We start from the raw sequence: 17,606 nt of genomic DNA on the forward strand, positions 1-17,606 counted from the left end.
AACAAAAGATTTATATTATTTTCTCCAAAGAAGTATTAGTTGAGCCAAAGTCATCGAGGTGAGGCTCATGCCACTTCAACCAATTAGAAGAGTTAAAAGTGGAATTCCTGGATTTGATGAATTAATTGAGGGAGGTTTCCCTGAGGGTACTACAGTTCTGCTAACTGGCGGAACTGGAACAGGAAAAACTACATTTGCAGCTCAATTTATCTATAAAGGAGCTGAAGAATACGGAGAACCAGGAGTATTTGTAACATTGGAAGAGAGAGCTAAGGATTTGAGAAGGGAGATGGCCGCCTTTGGTTGGGATTTTGAGAAGTATGAAAAGGAAGGTAAAATCGCAATAATAGATGGAGTCAGCTCTATTGCTGGAATTCCAAGTGAAGAAAAATTCGTTTTAGAAGATAGATTTAATGTTGAAAACTTTCTAAGATACGTTTATAGGGTTGTCAAGGCTATTAATGCTAAGAGGTTGGTCATTGATTCTATACCATCAATAGCTATGAGACTTGAAGAAGAAAATAGAATAAGAGAAGTCTTGCTAAAGTTAAACACAATTTTACTTGAGATGGGAGTTACAACGATTTTAACTACTGAGGCGCCTGATCCTCAGCATGGGAGAATTAGCAGGTATGGAATAGAGGAGTTCATAGCTAGAGGAGTAGTGATATTAGATTTACAAGAAAGGAATATTGAGTTGAAGAGGTACATCTTGATAAGAAAAATGCGTGGTACCAGACACTCAATGAAGAAGTATCCCTTTGAAATAGGACCAAATGGAATTGTCGTGTATCCAAGTGGGGAAATTTATTAGGTGATATTAATGGTCGTGAATGAAGTTGAGAATGTTGAGAATATAGAGGTTAGGGTAGAAAGAATTCCTACAGGGATTATTGATGATCTAATAAGTGGAGGTATTCCAAGGGGTAGTGTAGTTCTTCTTATTGGGGATCCCAAAGCTGGAAAAAGCATTTTTATCTCTCAGTTTACTAGTACTCAAGTAAGAAATGGAAATTATGTTATAGGTGTACTAATTGACATCTCTAAATATGAGTTTGTAAGCAATGCTTTAGACTTTGGCTGGGAGTTTATGCCTTATCTTGATGATAAAATTGTCTTGCTTGATGCTTATACACAGAGGCTTAGAAAAGCTCCGAAGTTCTCCTTTGATGAATCCGTCATTACAGATATAAGTGATACTACAAGGTTGTTAGATGCTATTAAGGACACAACTTTAAGAATACTCTCTACAACAAAAGCAGAAAAGATACTGTTAGGATAAGCGGTAGGGCGTTAGGTTTAAGTTTCTGATAATTTTTCAGAAAAAGAAGGGAGAGAAATGAAGGCTGAGAGCATTCTATACTCACTGATTTCAGTCTTAAAACCTTTTCGCCGCAACAAAATCCCACCAGAAAAGAAAATCAGAGCAGTAGAACTATACCTGCGAGGCCTCAGCTACAGACAAGTCGGAAAAATCCTCAAAATCAGCCACACAACAGTCTGGGAGGCAGTTCAAAAACTAGCAGAAGCAGTTTACCAGCCAACACTCCTCGCAGTAAGAAAACAGAGGAATTTTATCGCAGTTGATGAGACTGTCGTAAAAATCAACGGGGAGAAGAGATTTCTCTGGGCTGCACTTGACGTTGAGAGCAGGGAAGTTCTCGCAGTCTGGATTACAACAACCAGAAACTGGTGGATTGCTAGAGACTTCATTCTGGTTGTTTTGAAATCCTGCAAAGGACAGCCTGTTTTTCTGGTTGATGGTGGGAAGTGGTACAAGTCTGCTTTTAAATCCCTTGGACTGGATTTTGTTCACGTAACCTTCGGGCCGAGGAACTGTATTGAACGCTGGTTCAGGACTTTAAAAGAAAGAACAAAGCGTTTCTGGAATAATTTCAGGGCTAGAGACTGGAGGAGGGTTCACAGGTTTGTTTTTCTGTTTGCGTTCTGGTATAATTTTGTTAGGTTTCATTCTCGGTTTGGTTGTCCGCCTGGTGATGTGACTGAGTGGCTTCAAGAGGTGATGCCCCAGTTATCCTGACAGTATCAGCAGAAAATGTCGTTGGATTTATATCCTCTATGACACCAATATTCTTTGAAACATCACGAAAAGAAATTTATAAGTTTTTAGAAGAGCTGAGAGAATTTGCACACAGAAACAAGCAAGTTTGGATTTTAGAAATGAATTCGGGCATAGAAGAGCCTCAAGTTGAAATGATGGTCAAGGCTATAGTAGATGGAATTATTGAGCTTAAACTTATGGAAGAAGGAAAGACTCTGAAGAGGTATCTCCGTGTATATGGTATGAGGAGAACGGCTCACAAGCTTGATTGGGTGGAGTACAGTATAACTTCCTCAGGGATAAAATTAATTAAATAATGGAGTAAAATATTTAAGTTTAAAGTTCTAATTAATAGCATGCGACAAGATGTTGTTTACTTACTAATGTTTTTTGTATTTTTGAGTTTGGCTATTTCTCTTTCTAATCCCCCTCCGAAAGATATTATTGAAGCTGAAGAAGGAGATTTAGTAGAGTTTGAGGGAATATGTGTGTATTCTTCTGATGACTTTAGCATAATAACTGACGGCAAGTTTTCTGTTCCCGTGCTCTCTGGGTTGGAAGTTGGTAAGGCATATAAAATTGTTGGAGTCTATAGAGGGGAAGCTATTAAGCCGAGAATAATTGAAAAAACAGAAGGAGAAGAACTTAGTTTAGTTCGAGTTACGGGGGCTTATTGGGTTGATTACTATCCTTATATCTTGACTCCTAAAAAGGTTAAGTTAAAATTTGAGCTCGAAAATGTTTCAATTGGAGAGATTGTAGAAGTTAAGGGGGTTTTCTTTGGAACTAAGCTAGTCCCAGTTGAATACAAATCTCTTGGTTTCTTATCTTACCCAAAAGACGGTTATCCCTTTGAATTCACTGGAGTTGTGCTATATGGGGGTAATCCAGGAGGAATTCTATGGATGAACAAAAGTGTCAGGGCGTATCTTCCCGACAATCAGACTTTAACTCCTGGGCAAGTTGTTAAGATCGTTGGTATAACTAAAGTTTCTGGAGACTATATCTCAGTTTATGCTAGAAACTTTAGTGTTGTGGATTTCGCAAAGGAAACTACAAATATAGAGGGGGCAAAAGTTGGAGAAATAATTGTAGGAAGCTGTAGAGTTTCACGTGTCTTTCTCGAGTATTTAGAGCTTGAATGTCTTGACAAGAAAGTTTTTGGAGTGAAGGGAAGAGTTGGGGACTTAGTTCACTTCAAAGCTCTGAAGAGATTTGGAAGTTATCTCTGCCTTGAATGTAATTTGACAGCAAGAGAGGACATGGAAAATTCGATATGCACTCCCCAAATAGGGAAGGTTGGAAAAGTTGCTGGGAAGGTCGTTAAGGTAAGCAAAAATAAGATATTAGTAGAGTTCAATAGATGTAAAGTTTCTGTGAAGCTTCCAGAGGGTGTTAAAGTTAGAGAAGGGGACTATATTACAGCCTATGGAGTCTTCTCTACCTATTATGACAAGCCCATGTTAATAGTGTATGGAGAGGAGGATGTATGCGTGAATTACTGCAGTTAATCGCTGGAGTTGGTTTTGGAACTTTAACTGGCCTAACGCCAGGGCTTCACGTAAATTCTCTTAGTAGACTTAGCTTACCTATCCCTACTCTCTTTGTAATGGGTTTAGTTCATACTTTTCTGGACTCTATTCCTTCAGCTCTCTTTGGAGTTCCTGATGCCGATGATAGCGTTCCTTCTCTTTTACCTTCTCATAGATTAGTTCTTGAAGGAAAATTTGGAGAAGTTGTAAAGCTTTCTCTTTTTGCTAGCACATTGGCCCTTATTTTCTCAATTGCAACTCTTCCCGCGTATTTTTTAGTCGCCCCCAAGTACAGTTTTAAGATTGGGATTATTTTTGTAGTTTTCTTGTCTCTTTTTCTAATTCTTTCCCAGGGGAACAAACTAGGAGCCCTAGTTATATTTTTGCTGGCTGGATTTTTAGGATATGAGGTATTTTCTCTTCCGATTTCAGATCCCTTTTATCCTCTTTTTACTGGGTTATTTGCCCTTCCTTTGCTGGTTGACTCTTACTTGCATCCTCCAAAAAGTGTTAAGGTTTACGATGCCCCTCTTCGCATTCCTTCCTGGAGGTTAGTAAAGTTCTCTATTTTTGGCACTTTTTTCGGAGCTTTGGCATCTCTTTTACCCACTCTAACTGCCGGTCAAGCTTCACTCCTAGGCTCGAAGTTTACAAAAGATGATAGGGAGTTTTTGACAATAGTTTATTCAACTAACACGGCGGCATACTCTTTTTCTCTTGCAAACTTAGCACTTACTGGAAAGACGAGAAATGGAGTAATGGTAGCCATTGGAAATGTCTCGATTCAAGAATTGCCATTTCTCTACCTTTTAGGTCTTTCGGCATCTATGCTACTCTTAATTTTTGCTCCCAGGTTGGCGATAATTATTGGAAAAGTCGCCTTTAGGCAGTATAGGCCTACTATCCTGGGAATAATTGTTTTTCTGTTTCTTCTGGGATTTTTATACGATGGTATTTTGGGAGTTTTAGTAATGATTTCAGCTATGTTTCTTGGGTTTGTGGCTCCTCTTTGGAAGGTTAGGAGGGTAACTTACATGGGAGTTCTTATGTTTCCCATCCTTGTGGAAAGTGTTATTTAGCCTCTTGTCATTCCTATTAATGGTGAGAAGAAATGCCAGACGTTTATGAACCTATAATGGGAGCTTTTTCACTTGCAAGACGATTGTGGAAAATGATAGTTGAGAAAAAGGGCCTGCCAACTGGAGATGATGTGGCCTCTCTCCTAGAAAACTTGGGTTTTGAAAGAGTGTGTACGGGAAGTGGTCTTGCTGTATTTAGAAATAGGTTTGTGATTGCCCTTCTAATTCCCAGGGAGAACATGATTGTCGTTGACTTTCTCTCGTCTAGTGGAGAGCTGAGCGATGCCCTTGAACTCATAGCTTATTATGACAAGGAGATCGAATGTTATGTCGTCGAAATCCTTCCCTCAAATGAGTTAGAGTATGAGGAAAACTTAGGAATAGAGCCAGTTATAATTGATGGAAAGACCTTTGAGCTTAGAAGCTACCCAGTTCTTGGTGATTTTAAGCAGGGAAAAGACAAAGTTGTTCTCAAAATTGATAGAGAAGTTTATGAACTGTGGAAAGAGAGTGGAAAGCTAGACGTTTGTCCAGTGTGTGGGGGTCATCTTAGGTGGAAGCAAGGAAAAGCTTTGTGTACCGAGTGTGGAATAGAGGTGGTCGTTGATGAGGAACATTAAGGCGAAGCTTATACATTATTCAAAGCTTGCACATAGAAAAGGCTTAACTGGTTCATTTGGAGGAAACATGAGCATTAGAGTTGGGAACTACGTGTTCATAAAGGGGACTGGAAGCGTGATGGAAGAGCTTACCGAAAGTCAGATTGCTGTTGTAAAATTGGATGGGAAAGTGGTTTCTTCTGTAAGACCCTCCTCCGAATACCGCCTTCACTTGGGAGTTTATAGGAATAGGCCCGAAGTTAGGGCAGTAGTTCATCTTCATCCTCCTTACTCCATAGTCCTCTCTATTTTTGAGAGGGAGGCTCCTATGATAACCCCTGAGGCTGAGTTATATCTTAAGAAAGTCCCCGTGCTTCCATTTAGACCTGCAGGGAGTGTTGAATTGGCTCAACAAGTCTCTGAAGCTATGAAGGGTTATGATGCAGTTGTACTTGAAAGACATGGGGTTGTTACAGTTGGAAGAAGCCTTAGAGAGGCCTTTTATAAGGCTGAACTCGTTGAGGAAGTGGCTAGACTCTGGTACCAAAAGTTTATAGCCTCCAGAGAGAAAAACTAAAATAGGCGAGGGGGCTGGGGGCTGTCGGGCTCGTGCCCGAGGAAGTTCCGCCCACCGCACCGGGGCCGCGGTGCCGTAAGGCACCGGCCGAGAGGCCGGGCAACGGCACAGAAACGACACGTCCCTCGGGGGATGTGGATGAAAGCGGTGAAGGCTCCCGGTGACGGGAGCCGAGTTAACCCGCAGACAATCCCGAGGGGAGCGGTGAAACGGCCGTCCCGCGGGGTGCAAGGCCGAGTTAGGGCCGATGAGTTCCCGGTGTGAGGCCCGTGGTAGGCCGCTTAGTCGAATGCTCCCGTAGTACAGAAGGCGGGCTATAGCCCCCTCGCCTACCCTTTTTTGAGTGCATCTAGGGCTGTTGCTATTAAAATTAATCCTCCACCTATGATTGTGTAGATACTTGGAACTTCTCCAAATATGATAATCCCGTATATAACGGCACTTATTGGGTCTAAATAACTTAGCAATGCTGCCTCACTCACACTTACTTCTTTAAGCCCATCCATATAGAGGAATAACGCAAGAACTGTATGTACAGTTACTAAGACGCCAATTGACCACCACACGGGCTTTCCAACATCTACAACACTTATTATTGGAAGCATTAGGAATGAAGCAACTAAAAGTTGGAGAAAGGTCAGGATTTCTCCCTTTACTTTCTTCAAAAATCTTCCGAGGTTAGGAATCAAGGCATAGAAGAACGCTGCAATTAATGCAAACATGATTCCAATGAAGTCTCTGTTGTTAATACTTATCTCTTGGCCGCTAATTATAATTCCAAGTCCCAGGAATGCTAAAGATATTGCAAACATCCTTGACTTCTTTACTTTCTCCTTTAGAAACTTCCAGGAAAGTAGTGTGGCTATTATGGGGGAAGTATAGTAAACGAGAACAACGTTTGCTATTGTTGTATACTCCAATCCTGTAAAAAAGAATATCCAGTTAAGCGCAAGAGCACTCCCAATCCCTATATATGGGAGAGGATTTCTTGCTATACAATCCAAGGCTTCTCTTATTCTCCTTTTAGCCCCCAATATTATTAGCAGGAAGATAGAGCCTAGAGAAACTCTAGCAAAAGCAACGCCAAGGCCAGATAATCCTGAAAACCTTGCAAATACTCCTACACTTCCCCATATAAGCATTGCAATAACTATTTTTATCTTTCCTTTATTCATATTCCAAGGACTCTCTCCACAGTTTATAAGCTTCGCGCACTTCTTTTTTCCTGAACTTTGGCACTGCATGTCTAAATGGATTAAACTTCATGACCTCTCTCTCCTTGGTTCCAACATAAGTTGCTATAAGGCCCACTTTGGAATGGAGTGTTGAGGGCAACCTTAGGATTCTCTTTATATCAACTGTAACCCTACCATCAAAATAGGCCTTTGAAAATCTAGTTGATAGGGCAAAGAGCTTAGCCATGCTTTCAATTCCCACGCCTTCTGGAAAAGATGCCAATATTGCCTTCCTTACAAATCCCTCGTATATTTCTTCTTTGTGATCTAGAATTTTCTTTGCAATATTTCTTCTTATTCCAATGCTTAGCAAGTGAGGTACGTTAACCCTTAGAATAAAGTATCCCAGTCTCAACCTAAATACTCTCGGGTAGCCATGCTTTAACACAAACCATCCTCTCTTCTCCAGTAGAAATCTTCTAAATTCTTCAACGTTCTCAATTTCACTAGCTGAAATAAAGGCAAGAATTCTTTCTCTACTTTTGGAGTCCAATTGGAGGGCCCATTCATCTAGGATTCTTATGTGATATCCTCTTCCGGAGTAGACTACATGGATATTTTCAAAGCCGAGTTCTTCCCTGAGAATTATTAGAGTATCTTTAGCTAGCTCTTTTGCATCTTCAAGGCATATTGGACACACTGTCCCAGGTTCGTGGTTGCACCTCTTTAGGGGGAGATCCTTGGCATCAATGTCAAAAACTAACTCAGCTCCTCTCCACCCTTCCATCTCCCTGGGGTTTTCATAAAATGCCACACTTGAATATACTGCGTAGGGGGATGTGGCTCTAATGTAGTCCTCTAAATCTCTTATGTCAGAATATTGATTTTTCCTGTCACTTGGACCTTCCCCGTTATGATCGAAGCCGAATTCTCTACTTTCTAGAGTGTCCACTATGAACTTTGGTATTTTCTTTGCACTCCATTCTTTACTGTAGAATTCGCTCCTTTCCTCCTTTGTCACTTCCCTCATCAGCATGCTTGGCCCTCCTCTTCTCTTCTAAGTAAAGACGCCTTAGATAATATGTTAGGGGATTTCTAATGTATCTGCAGTGCTTGTCAGGAGTGCAAAGCTGTGGAGCATTTGCCTTTATCTTATCACAGTTAGGGGGAAAGTACCATGTTGAGTTCCCGCTGTCTTCAAGGGTAGGATTTGCAGTGTATCCAAAGCCCAAGTGGTACCATATATTCTTTATTTCGTTTGGTTGATCTTCGAATAGTGGAGGTGAGCATCTGTTCCCGGCCTCTATTATTATGGGAAGTATTTCCTCGGTTATTACCCTCATATCTTTAATGCAGTCCCTAATTTTTACATTTCTCCTGGGAGGATTTGGACATATCCTTGCATAGCTTAGAAAGCTCGTGAGCAATACCGTTATTGCATAGTTCCTCATTCCCTGTGGAACTCCTCTGAGAGCATTTTTAACACAGGGAGGGAATAGATGGTGTTTTAGTTCTCCTGCTTGAACCTCTCTAAACTTATCTGAAAATTCTTTCTCGGCAAAAGATCTTATCTCTCCTGCAAGTCTTCTATAAAACTCTGGAAGCTCGTCCCTTATTTCGTAAATTATATTCACGGCCTTTTCAACGTTTCTCTCAAAAGCTTTGCTCCACACTTTTAAGAGGTCATCCTTCCTTAAATACACATTCCCATCATAGACGTAATAAGAGGAGAGTTTTTCATCTGGAACTAGATCTAAAAACTCCCTTAGGGAAACTATGTATTCTGGAAGGCCACCATAGACTTTTTCAAGTGTTTTTATGTCGTTTTCTGGGAATTCAACTGCTATTTTTACTTCAATTCCAATTTCATCGCTCCTTATTTTCCTTCTTCTGCGGATTCTCTCTGTATATATTCTCAAATTAGCCTTCTTTACTAGTTCCAATTCCAGTCCATATGGGGAGTAAGCTAATGCTCCTATTTGGGCATAAAAGCTTGCTAAATCTCGTATATCCTCTATATTCAGAATATCTTCGGAGATTTCGGATTCTTTTGCAAATTTTAACCTATTCATGACTTCCTCTATATCCACAAGAGAGGGGATAGCTTGAAGGAATTCATTCATTGATCCGAATTCTTTTAGTAGTTCTTTGGCCTTCTCACTAAATGGGTCTAGCATGTTTGATAAAATAAATGAACCCCGATATAACTTTAATGGAGGTGGGAGAATGGAAGTTAACAAAGCATCTTTAACTTATGACGTCCCAGAGGATAGGGAATATGCTACAAAGAGGATACTTTCCCTCAAAAGGCCTTCAAAAATTATGGTAATCGGAGATGTCGATACTGGGAAGACGACACTCATTGTCTATTTGGCAAATGAGCTTATATCGAGAGGATTTAAAGTTGCAATAGTCGATGCTGATGTTGGTCAGAAAGGCATTCTTCCCCCAGCCACAATAAGCTTAGCTCTCGCTGACATGAAATTTTCCTCTCTAAGTGAGTTGAAACCCTTAATTCACTATTTTGTAGGTTCTATAACTCCTTCCCAGTTTTTTGGAGAGATGATTGTTGGAACTATGCGCTTGAGTGAGATTGGGAAAAAATTTGCTGATTATGTGCTAATAGATACAACTGGGATGATATATGGCTCAGGAGTGGAATTGAAGAGATTGAAGATAGAGGCCGTTAAACCAGATTTAATACTTGCCTTAGAGAAGAAAGAAGAGCTAAATCCCATTGTTTCAGGATTTGAGGACAAAACGATAAAACTAAAGGTTAGTGAAAATGCTAGGAGTTATTCTAGAAGTGAAAGAAGGCAAATTAGGCAAGAAAAATGGAGAAAGTATTTTGAAAATGCAAAAATCGTTAGTTTTTCTCTGGAGAATGTTGTTGTTACGGGAACATCATTATTTCAGGGGAGTGATATAAGAGAAGAGGAAAAATCCCTTTTGGAAAGGCTCTTTAAATGGGTAATTCTTCATGGAAGAAGGATAGGGGATAAGTATTTTGTGGTTAAAGCAGATGTTGCGGAAGTGCCTAGGGTAGTGGACAAAAATGTTGTTAGGTACTTTGACTTTGAAAAGCTTAGCAATCTCCTTGTAGGTTTACTAAACGAGGAGGGCTTATGCCTAGGAGTAGGAATTATTAAAGGCATAAACTTTGGGGAAAAAAGGATAGATATCTTGACTCCAGTCTCTGAAATTGAGAATGTCAGGGAAATAAGGTTTGGTAGGATTAGGGTAAGGGAAGATGGTGAAGAGTTGGGAATACTGGATAGGGAAGCACTTTAACAAAAAGGTTTATGAAACCTGTAAAGTAAAATGTTATTGAAAATCAAGATGGAGGTAGGCATATGCCAAGGGAGAACGTTGAGCTAACTAACAGACAGGTAGAACTTTTGAGGAAGCTTTACAAGGAAGGGAAGACGATTGAGGTTCATACTGTAGAAAAAACTCAAGACGAGCTTGCAGAGGAGTTGGGAATTACGAGACAAGCTCTAAGTAATCACTTAAAGATTCTCAAGGAGTTAGGGTATATTAGAACTGGGAGAGGATTCATTGATTTAACTGAAAAGGCTCTTGAACTTTTGGGTGAGAAGAGGGGAGACGTATTTATTTTTGTCAAAATAGAACCAACAAAAAGAAAAGAGGTTTATGAGGCCATTAAAAAGTTGAAAGTGAAGAAGATTTATCGTGTGACGGGAGAGATAGATTTAATAATTGAGGCAGACAAGAGCAAATTGGATGAGATATTGGAGCAAATTGCTGTTTTGGATGGGGTGAAAGAGACCGTCACTCACGTTGTTCTTGGCGTTCTCTAATTATTTCATTAATTCTCCCCTTTAAAACCTCGATATTGGTTCCAAATTTTGCTGAAATTGGGACAAACACTTTCTCTATCTCGCTAAATGGAACCCCAAATTTCTCTGCTAGGAAGTAAATAACTCCCTGGACGTTCTTGATTTTGTCTATTTTATTTACTGCCACAATGGTTGGAATTTCTAGATCAGTAAGAAACTGATAAAACTCTACATCTATTGGAATTTCTCCTCTCTTTTCCCATCTTTCAATGATTTCAGGAGCGGCTTTTCCATCAACTACAAGAACTGCAACGTCAATGTTTTTTGCATTATTCTCGATGAAGTGGACGATCTCGTCCTTTATTCTTTCTTGGACTTCTTTGGGTAGTCCTGCCATGAAACCAAATCCCGGCATATCTATAATTTTGTGGTTTCTCCATTCTATCTCTATTATTTTTCTAGTTACTCCAGGGCGCTTTCCTCTTCTAACCTTTTTTCCAGTGAGTTGATAAATTAGAGTACTTTTTCCGACGTTAGATCTACCTACAAACACTATAGTTGCCATCAGAAATTTCAAGATAGACTACCTTTTATAAATTCAACTCTCCAAAATAAAAATTAAGAAAATCAGCCGTAAATGACTTCATGTGACATTATCTGCTGAATGATCTTCTTTTCATTGCCTAACACTTTGTCTATGGCTTTTAAGAAGTCTTCCTGAGTTACATAAGTTCTTCTTTCTCTTATTGCAAACATACCAGCCTCTGTAGCTATGGCCTTTAGATCCGCTCCACTTGCCCCCTCTGTTAGCTCTGCTATAAGTCTTAGATCTACTCCTCTTAGCTTCATCCTTCTTGTGTGGACTTTTAGGATTTCCAGTCTTCCTTCAAAGTCTGGTAATGGAACCTCAATAAGCCTGTCAAATCTACCTGGTCTGAGAAGAGCAGGATCGAGGATGTCTGGCCTGTTAGTAGCTGCTATTACTTTTACATTTCCTCTTGGATCAAACCCGTCCATTTCAGCTAAGAGTTGCATTAGTGTTCTATTTACTTCTCTTTCTCCACCTGTGGTCTCATCTAACCTTTTGGCGCCGATTGCGTCAATTTCGTCAATGAATATTATTGTTGGAGCTTTTTCTTTTGCCAATTCAAATAGCTCATGGACTAGCCTGGCACCTTCTCCAATGTACTTCCTAACGAGCTCGCTTCCCACAACCCTAATGAATGTAGCATTAACTTCATGAGCTATTGCCTTAGCCATTAAAGTTTTTCCACATCCAGGTGGTCCATAGAGCAGAACTCCCTTTGGAGGATCAATTCCAACTTCTTCAAACAGTTCTGGATGCTTTAATGGTAATTCTATTGCTTCCCTAAGTTCCTGGAGTTGTTTCTTGAGTCCTCCAATGTCGTTATACGTTACATTGGGCCTCTCTACAACTTCAAATCCCAGGACTGCTGGGTCTTTTGAAGCTGGTAGTATTTCTATTATTGCCATTGTTCTTTGGTCAAGGGCTACCCTTGTTCCTGGCCTTAGTTTGCTCTTATCTATCCATGGTGCAATTCTAACGACAAACCTGGGTCCGTTATAATTTTGTACTATTGCTCTATCATCGTCTAAAACTTCTATGACACTTCCTGCGAAAGCTGGTGGTTGTCTTAGTCTTGACATTTCACTCCTTAACCTTGAGAGCTCCCTCTCTAGCCTTTCTTTGTCTGCCTCAAGCATTCTCACTTGAAGTTCTAGCTGTCTTATTCTTCTCTTTAGATAAGTGACGTAATCATCATAATTACCGTGAAATTGAGCTTCGTCCTCACTCATTATTATCACCCCTCACAGTAGGTTTTCCTAAGAAATTTTACGCTCGGGTAGTTTATAAAGGTTTGTTCAAAAATGAAAAAGATTCAAGGTTCATTTACTAAAAATTCAAGAGCTTTTTCGGTTTTCTTGTCAAACAGCACAATTGATTCACTTTTTATTTTGATGTTAACTTTCTCTCCAAATCTAAAATGTTCCTCTTCAGGAGCGAACACCTTAACCACATTTCCATTAACAAAAATTGTGAGGATCTGCTCCCTTCCCAGGGGCTCGAAGGAATATATTTCCCCCACTAATCCTTCTTTACCTTCTCTTACTATTTCTACATCGTGTGGTCTAAAGCCTATATACACTTCTTTTACATCTAGCTTCTTGATGATCTCTCTGTATTGAGGGGGAATATCAAGTATATTTTCGGAGCTAATAACGAGTTTTCCATCTTCAATTTTTGCCTCAATGAAGTTCATTGGTGGGTTGCCTAGAAATCCTCCCACAAACTTGTATTTTGGTTTGTGGTAGACTTCATCAGGATCTCCAACCTGTAGAATTTTCCCCTCCTTAATAACAGCTATTCTGTCGGCCATGGCTAAAGCTTCTGCCTGATCATGGGTCACATAGACTGCCGTAATGTCTAGGTCCTTCTGAAGTCTCTTTAATTCAGCTCTCACCTCTAGTCTTAGAAGGGCATCAAGATTGCTTAGAGGTTCATCTAGTAAGAGAACGTCTGGCTCCTTGACTAATGCCCTCGCTATTGCCACTCTCTGCTGCTGTCCGCCGCTGAGTTGCCATGGATACCTCTCCAATAAATTTTCTATGTGAAGTATCTTTGCCACTTCCCTAACTTTCTTGTCTATTTCCTCTTTTGGCAACTTTCTTAGCTCTAATGGAAAAGCTATATTTTTGTATACGGTCATGTGGGGATAAAGAGCCCAGTTTTGAAATACTAGCCCTACATTCCTGTCTTTTGGGGGAAGCTCCGTTACATCCCTATCGTCAAAATAAATTCTCCCTGCAGTTGGTTTGTATATTCCTGCTATTGTGTAGAGAAGCGTCGATTTTCCACTACCAGATGGCCCCAAGAGAGCCATAAATTCTTTGTCTTTTATGGTTAAATTAATGTTATCTAGAGCAGTGAAATTTCCAAACTTTTTAACAATACCTTCCAGCTTTATGCTGACCATCTTTAACACCTCTATCCTTTTATTCCTCCACTATACCCTCTCAACAAAATCTGCTGAGCTGTTAAGAAGAATATTATTGTGGGCAGAAGATATAATGTCCCTACCGCTGCTATTAGTGGCATGTGAGTGTACTCTGCCTCAATGTTGGCTTCAATAAATGTGGCCAATGTCTGATCTATGAGAAAAGTTCTTACATAAATTATGTCTTGCCACCCTGCTAAGAAGGAAAACAGAGCTACTGCGAGGATTCCTGGTTTGATCAAGGGTAGCATAATCTTTCTCCATACTGTTATTCTTGAGGCTCCATCGATTATCCCTGCCCACTCAAATTCCCAGGGAACTATGTCGAAAAATCCTTTCATCAGCCATACTGACATTGGAACTTCTAAGGCAGCTCTTGCAAAAATTACATAGATAAATGAATACGTCCGTATTAAAGAAGGATCTTGAGGAGCCCAAAGCCTGTATAAGAGGTACACTCCAACTATCAAGGCCACCCCTGGGAAAGCATGAAGGAGCATCAATGACAAAATCAGTATTTTTCTTCCCTTAAAATCCATTCTTGAAAGTGCATATCCTGACATTATGCTTATTCCAGTAACAACTCCTGAAACTCCCAGGGCGACAAGTAATGTGTTCAATATTATTTTTGGCATATCTGCCCTAATACCTCCAGTAATTGCCAACTTTCCTTTCAATGCATTTATCCAATTTTCAATTGTAGGATGAAAATTGCTGAGGTCAAAATTCGTCACCATTTGAGTGCTAAAGCTTGATAGGGCTAGTAGAGAGAAGCCTACAAGTAAGGGCAGTGTTGCTAAGAATAGACCTAGAATCAGGACAACTTCTGAACTTTTTGACCTCGTTTCTACATCTTTCATTCTATTTCACCCCTGGGTTTCTTTATCATCTTTTCAAATTCCAAGACTTTCAACGTGATAACTCCTCCAATTATTCCTAATATTGAGAGAATAACTGCTGCCGCCGCTGCAAGTCCTTGCTCTTGCTCTCCCCTCCCAAATGCTGTGTTAAATACATAAAGAGCTAAAGTTGTTCCATAGTCCCTATTCACAAGATCCCATTCTACCAACAAGAACAGGTGCGGGTAAGTGGTTAGCAGGCTTAAGAACTGCCATGTTAAGACATACAAGAAGTGCCACTTCATCATGGGGAAAAGTATTCTCTTTGAAATTTGCCAACCAGAGGCACCATCAACTCTAGCAGCAATTACAATTTCTTTTGGAATCTGATTTAATGCAGAAGTAAACACTATCATTCCAAAACTAACTCCAACGAGACCATTCACAAATATGATAATACTCCAAGCTCCCCAAGGTATTATTTGGCCAAAGGGAATAGGTTCAGAAATTAAACCTAATTTTAGGAGAATCGAATTAAGGGTTCCAATCTCGCTTCCATGGAAGAAATAATACCATACAAGGCTGTAAACAGCTATTGGTGACATTCTAGGTAAGAGCCAGAGTAACCTATATATATTTCCTGGACGCTCGCTCATAAAAAATGTTGCCAGGGCTAGGCCAAGTCCTCCAAATACATTGATTATTAGAGTAATTCCAACAAAGACAATAGTAGTCAAAACGACTGCCTTAAACGTTGGGTCATATTTAAACATATGGAATAACCTTTGATAATTGTAAAACCCTACAAAGTCATGCATGTATCTTTCGATATTCCAATTTTTCATGCCTGTGAAGCTTATGTAAACGGTTAGAACGAGTGGAATTAAGTAAAACAGCACAACAATAATTAACATTGGAGAAAGAAAAAATGAAAGGGTATAGAGCTTGTCTTTTCTAATTTTCATTCAATCACCCCTGGGAAACTTCCAATCTTTGGGGATCTCTCCGACTATCTCTATGTTGTCTTTAAGTTCAGGGTCAGCGTTTATCTTTGAGATAATGTAATTAACGCCCTCCTCTGGTGTCATTTCCCCTCTTAAGACTTTATCTACGGCATCCTTAAAGATGTCTGCAAGTGCTGGGTACTTTGGATGTGAAGGAGCAAAGTGGGTGTACTGGAGCATGTAGCTTACATCTGCCAAGAATTGGGCATTTATTGGGTTGACAGTGCTCTCTACAATATCTTTGATGTTCTCCTTAACTTCAGGAGCTAAGTCCAGGTTTAATGCTTTGAGGTTGTTTAACCACTGGTCATCTTTTATCAATTCTGCGGCAGCTTTTCTAACTGGCAGATGGGCTGAAATAACGCTGTGGATTGCATTGATTTTAGGATCGCTTGCTTTGATTATCATTAGAAATGCAAGAGCTTGATAGACATCTTTCAGTTCTTCGTACTTTGGATTTAATTGGCCGGCTTTTGAGTTAATCATCCATATGAATGGTTGGCTTAGCGTTACAGGTTTTGCTCCTTTCTCTCCTGCTGGGAACAGAGTGTAAGCAAACCACTCTTTCACTTCTTCAGGGGTTAGACTTCTTCCCTTATAATATTGCTTTGTCTGCCATTCTGTCCAGTACCATGTTCCTCCGATGTCAAATAGCGTTTTTCCTTCAACAATAGTTGGGTGGATTTGCTTTGCCCAATCCCAGCTCATTATATCCTCTGGCAGAAGACCGTCTCTGGCAAACTTCCATTCTACGTATAACCACTTATATACTGCGGGCACATCCAGAACAAGCTTTCCGGTATTCTCATCGTATAATTTTCCATTGAATGCAAAGATAAATTGGATTAAATCTGGGTGGGCAGAGCCTTTTCTATGTATTAGCCCCCACTCAGCACATCCTTTCTCTTTTGCCTGCTTTGCCCAATAATATACGTCGCTCCATGTAAACTCTCCATTCTTTACCTTTTCTGGAAGTTGGGACACATCAAGGCCCACACACTGGGCAACATCCTTTCTCACATAGAATGGCCTTGCTTCAGTGTCCTGAGGAAGGCCATATAACCTTCCATTGTACTTTGAAGCGTCAAGGAGAGTGGGGTAAAAGTCGTTGATAACTGATTGGTATGCCTGAGCATAATCGGTGATGTCAAGGATGTACCCTTCTTCGGCTAGTGTTGAGAGAAAGGCGTAGCTGTTAACAAAGAAGTCGCCTGCTTGTCCGAGAGGTTGCTTGCTTAGGAATTCTTTATATTGGTCGTTGAAACTCTGGTCGTATTTAACTGTGACAGTAATCTTGACACTTATTCCGTTCTCTTTCCATATCTTATTTATCTTATATGCAGCGTCAACTATTCCATAAACTCTCATAACGCTGTTTGGATCCCCAGATCCCCAAGCTGAGAACTTAACTTCCGAAATTCCATTTTCCTCAAGTACTTTTCCAATCTTAATAACGTCCTTGGCAAAATCACCCGTCAGCTGTACTTTCTTGCTTGCTTGGGTTTCTTTAGTTTCCCCTCCAATACAGCCGCTAGCTAAAACTCCAGAAATTAGAACTACAAGTAGGAATACAGCTTTGTGCTTCATTTTTTTCTACCCCCTTCATGATGTAAAGCTAAAGAGAACAAAAACAATCCGTTGTAATTTTAGTTCTCATTCGATAAAAATGTTTTGGTGGTCAATAAAAGAATAAGTAAAAGCAAAAAGAGGGGTCTTCCTCATGTGAACTTTTATGAGTTCACGTGAGAATTCATTCCCCGATTTACTGTGAGTGCCCGGACTTAGACCGTCCCACCCATTTCTCTTTTCTCTCTCGGTTCGCTACGGCGGAACGGGTCGCCCGAACACTCGCAGGGTTCAACCAGCCCTCCACCTCACCTCGTTCACCGACTTCATTAGGCTGGCATCACTACCAAAAACTA

General features: G+C 40.2%; 17 protein-coding genes, 1 other RNA gene and 2 pseudogenes. 11 read left to right on the plus strand and 9 right to left on the minus strand.

Annotated features, from left to right (window positions below; all coding sequences use genetic code 11):
- Positions 1 to 67 precede the first annotated feature (67 nt).
- The 9 genes and pseudogenes from ACMFNG_RS03435 to rnpB all read left to right on the plus strand — a co-directional run bounded on the left by ACMFNG_RS03435 (position 68) and on the right by rnpB (position 6,178).
- On the plus strand, positions 68 to 814 hold the full coding sequence (locus tag ACMFNG_RS03435) for an ATPase domain-containing protein (RefSeq protein ID WP_011011214.1): 747 nt from the start codon (positions 68 to 70) through the stop codon (positions 812 to 814).
- A 9-nt stretch (positions 815 to 823) separates the two neighbouring features.
- Positions 824 to 1,273, plus strand: a pseudogene (locus ACMFNG_RS03440) (RAD55 family ATPase); the annotation flags it as partial.
- Positions 1,274 to 1,339: 66 nt separating this feature from the next.
- On the plus strand, positions 1,340 to 2,041 hold the full coding sequence (locus tag ACMFNG_RS03445; RefSeq protein ID WP_011011181.1) for an IS6-like element ISPfu2 family transposase: 702 nt from the start codon (positions 1,340 to 1,342) through the stop codon (positions 2,039 to 2,041).
- A gap of 17 nt (positions 2,042 to 2,058) precedes the next feature.
- Positions 2,059 to 2,379 (plus strand): annotated as a pseudogene (locus tag ACMFNG_RS03450) (RAD55 family ATPase); the annotation flags it as partial.
- A gap of 39 nt (positions 2,380 to 2,418) precedes the next feature.
- The gene (locus ACMFNG_RS03455; RefSeq protein ID WP_011011217.1) at positions 2,419 to 3,573 is read left to right on the plus strand and encodes a hypothetical protein; all 1,155 of its coding nucleotides are present in this window, start codon (positions 2,419 to 2,421) and stop codon (positions 3,571 to 3,573) included.
- Entirely contained in the window at positions 3,552 to 4,673 is a 1,122-nt protein-coding gene (locus ACMFNG_RS03460; protein WP_011011218.1) for a tripartite tricarboxylate transporter permease, read from the plus strand. Before ACMFNG_RS03455 ends, ACMFNG_RS03460 begins: the two co-directional genes overlap by 22 nt.
- A gap of 32 nt (positions 4,674 to 4,705) precedes the next feature.
- A complete protein-coding gene (locus tag ACMFNG_RS03465) occupies positions 4,706 to 5,293 on the plus strand; it encodes a hypothetical protein (protein ID WP_011011219.1) in 588 nt (195 codons plus the stop codon).
- A complete protein-coding gene (locus tag ACMFNG_RS03470; RefSeq protein WP_011011220.1) occupies positions 5,280 to 5,849 on the plus strand; it encodes an aldolase in 570 nt (189 codons plus the stop codon). The genes ACMFNG_RS03465 and ACMFNG_RS03470 overlap by 14 nt, the downstream gene beginning before the upstream one ends.
- 5 nt (positions 5,850 to 5,854) lie before the next feature.
- Positions 5,855 to 6,178, plus strand: an RNA gene (gene rnpB, locus ACMFNG_RS03475) — RNase P RNA component.
- Here the strand turns inward: rnpB and ACMFNG_RS03480 are convergent.
- From ACMFNG_RS03480 to priL, 3 genes are read right to left on the minus strand one after another with little or no spacing between them, the layout of a single operon-like run.
- The gene (locus ACMFNG_RS03480; RefSeq protein ID WP_011011221.1) at positions 6,179 to 7,024 is read right to left on the minus strand and encodes a DMT family transporter; all 846 of its coding nucleotides are present in this window, start codon (positions 7,022 to 7,024) and stop codon (positions 6,179 to 6,181) included. It lies immediately after the preceding RNA gene.
- Positions 7,017 to 8,060: a DNA primase catalytic subunit PriS gene (gene priS, locus ACMFNG_RS03485; RefSeq protein WP_011011222.1), complete on the minus strand. Its 1,044-nt coding sequence runs from the start codon at positions 8,058 to 8,060 to the stop codon at positions 7,017 to 7,019. Before priS ends, ACMFNG_RS03480 begins: the two co-directional genes overlap by 8 nt.
- Positions 8,011 to 9,201, minus strand: a complete 1,191-nt coding sequence (priL, locus tag ACMFNG_RS03490; RefSeq protein WP_014835470.1) for a DNA primase large subunit PriL — start codon at positions 9,199 to 9,201, stop codon at positions 8,011 to 8,013. Before priL ends, priS begins: the two co-directional genes overlap by 50 nt.
- Positions 9,202 to 9,250: 49 nt before the next feature.
- Between priL and ACMFNG_RS03495 the strand changes: the two genes are divergently transcribed.
- Positions 9,251 to 10,315 carry a Clp1/GlmU family protein gene (locus ACMFNG_RS03495; protein ID WP_011011224.1) on the plus strand — a complete coding sequence of 355 codons (1,065 nt, stop codon included), beginning with the start codon at positions 9,251 to 9,253 and terminating at the stop codon, positions 10,313 to 10,315.
- Positions 10,316 to 10,377: 62 nt separating this feature from the next.
- Positions 10,378 to 10,845: an Lrp/AsnC family transcriptional regulator gene (locus ACMFNG_RS03500; RefSeq protein WP_011011225.1), complete on the plus strand. Its 468-nt coding sequence runs from the start codon at positions 10,378 to 10,380 to the stop codon at positions 10,843 to 10,845.
- Here the strand turns inward: ACMFNG_RS03500 and engB are convergent.
- From engB to ACMFNG_RS03530, 6 genes are all read right to left on the minus strand, one after another.
- Positions 10,817 to 11,389, minus strand: a complete 573-nt coding sequence (engB, locus tag ACMFNG_RS03505) for a GTP-binding protein EngB (protein WP_011011226.1) — start codon at positions 11,387 to 11,389, stop codon at positions 10,817 to 10,819. The two genes, ACMFNG_RS03500 and engB, sit on opposite strands and share 29 nt — an antisense overlap.
- A 62-nt stretch (positions 11,390 to 11,451) precedes the next feature.
- Positions 11,452 to 12,642 carry a proteasome-activating nucleotidase gene (locus ACMFNG_RS03510; protein ID WP_011011227.1) on the minus strand — a complete coding sequence of 397 codons (1,191 nt, stop codon included), beginning with the start codon at positions 12,640 to 12,642 and terminating at the stop codon, positions 11,452 to 11,454.
- Between the two features lie 83 nt (positions 12,643 to 12,725).
- Positions 12,726 to 13,820: an ABC transporter ATP-binding protein gene (locus ACMFNG_RS03515; protein WP_011011228.1), complete on the minus strand. Its 1,095-nt coding sequence runs from the start codon at positions 13,818 to 13,820 to the stop codon at positions 12,726 to 12,728.
- Between the two features lie 11 nt (positions 13,821 to 13,831).
- Positions 13,832 to 14,701 carry a carbohydrate ABC transporter permease gene (locus ACMFNG_RS03520; protein ID WP_011011229.1) on the minus strand — a complete coding sequence of 290 codons (870 nt, stop codon included), beginning with the start codon at positions 14,699 to 14,701 and terminating at the stop codon, positions 13,832 to 13,834.
- Positions 14,698 to 15,645, minus strand: a complete 948-nt coding sequence (locus ACMFNG_RS03525) for a carbohydrate ABC transporter permease (protein WP_011011230.1) — start codon at positions 15,643 to 15,645, stop codon at positions 14,698 to 14,700. The genes ACMFNG_RS03520 and ACMFNG_RS03525 overlap by 4 nt, the downstream gene beginning before the upstream one ends.
- Positions 15,646 to 17,271 carry an ABC transporter substrate-binding protein gene (locus ACMFNG_RS03530; protein ID WP_011011231.1) on the minus strand — a complete coding sequence of 542 codons (1,626 nt, stop codon included), beginning with the start codon at positions 17,269 to 17,271 and terminating at the stop codon, positions 15,646 to 15,648.
- Positions 17,272 to 17,606 lie beyond the last annotated feature (335 nt).

Source organism: Pyrococcus woesei (assembly GCF_050496105.1).
In the GTDB taxonomy this organism is placed as follows: domain Archaea; phylum Methanobacteriota_B; class Thermococci; order Thermococcales; family Thermococcaceae; genus Pyrococcus; species Pyrococcus furiosus.

Coding starts and splice junctions, on each gene's coding strand:
- ACMFNG_RS03515 (WP_011011228.1), bottom strand. CDS start 13,820: ATGGTCAGCATAAAGCTGGAAGGTATTGTTAAAAAGTTTGGAAATTTC.
- ACMFNG_RS03500 (WP_011011225.1), top strand. CDS start 10,378: ATGCCAAGGGAGAACGTTGAGCTAACTAACAGACAGGTAGAACTTTTG.
- ACMFNG_RS03495 (WP_011011224.1), top strand. CDS start 9,251: ATGGAAGTTAACAAAGCATCTTTAACTTATGACGTCCCAGAGGATAGG.
- ACMFNG_RS03525 (WP_011011230.1), bottom strand. CDS start 15,645: ATGAAAATTAGAAAAGACAAGCTCTATACCCTTTCATTTTTTCTTTCT.
- ACMFNG_RS03520 (WP_011011229.1), bottom strand. CDS start 14,701: ATGAAAGATGTAGAAACGAGGTCAAAAAGTTCAGAAGTTGTCCTGATT.
- ACMFNG_RS03435 (WP_011011214.1), top strand. CDS start 68: ATGCCACTTCAACCAATTAGAAGAGTTAAAAGTGGAATTCCTGGATTT.
- priS (WP_011011222.1), bottom strand. CDS start 8,060: ATGCTGATGAGGGAAGTGACAAAGGAGGAAAGGAGCGAATTCTACAGT.
- priL (WP_014835470.1), bottom strand. CDS start 9,201: ATGCTAGACCCATTTAGTGAGAAGGCCAAAGAACTACTAAAAGAATTC.
- ACMFNG_RS03510 (WP_011011227.1), bottom strand. CDS start 12,642: ATGAGTGAGGACGAAGCTCAATTTCACGGTAATTATGATGATTACGTC.
- ACMFNG_RS03465 (WP_011011219.1), top strand. CDS start 4,706: ATGCCAGACGTTTATGAACCTATAATGGGAGCTTTTTCACTTGCAAGA.
- ACMFNG_RS03445 (WP_011011181.1), top strand. CDS start 1,340: ATGAAGGCTGAGAGCATTCTATACTCACTGATTTCAGTCTTAAAACCT.
- ACMFNG_RS03530 (WP_011011231.1), bottom strand. CDS start 17,271: ATGAAGCACAAAGCTGTATTCCTACTTGTAGTTCTAATTTCTGGAGTT.
- ACMFNG_RS03480 (WP_011011221.1), bottom strand. CDS start 7,024: ATGAATAAAGGAAAGATAAAAATAGTTATTGCAATGCTTATATGGGGA.
- ACMFNG_RS03455 (WP_011011217.1), top strand. CDS start 2,419: ATGCGACAAGATGTTGTTTACTTACTAATGTTTTTTGTATTTTTGAGT.
- ACMFNG_RS03460 (WP_011011218.1), top strand. CDS start 3,552: ATGCGTGAATTACTGCAGTTAATCGCTGGAGTTGGTTTTGGAACTTTA.
- ACMFNG_RS03470 (WP_011011220.1), top strand. CDS start 5,280: ATGAGGAACATTAAGGCGAAGCTTATACATTATTCAAAGCTTGCACAT.
- engB (WP_011011226.1), bottom strand. CDS start 11,389: ATGGCAACTATAGTGTTTGTAGGTAGATCTAACGTCGGAAAAAGTACT.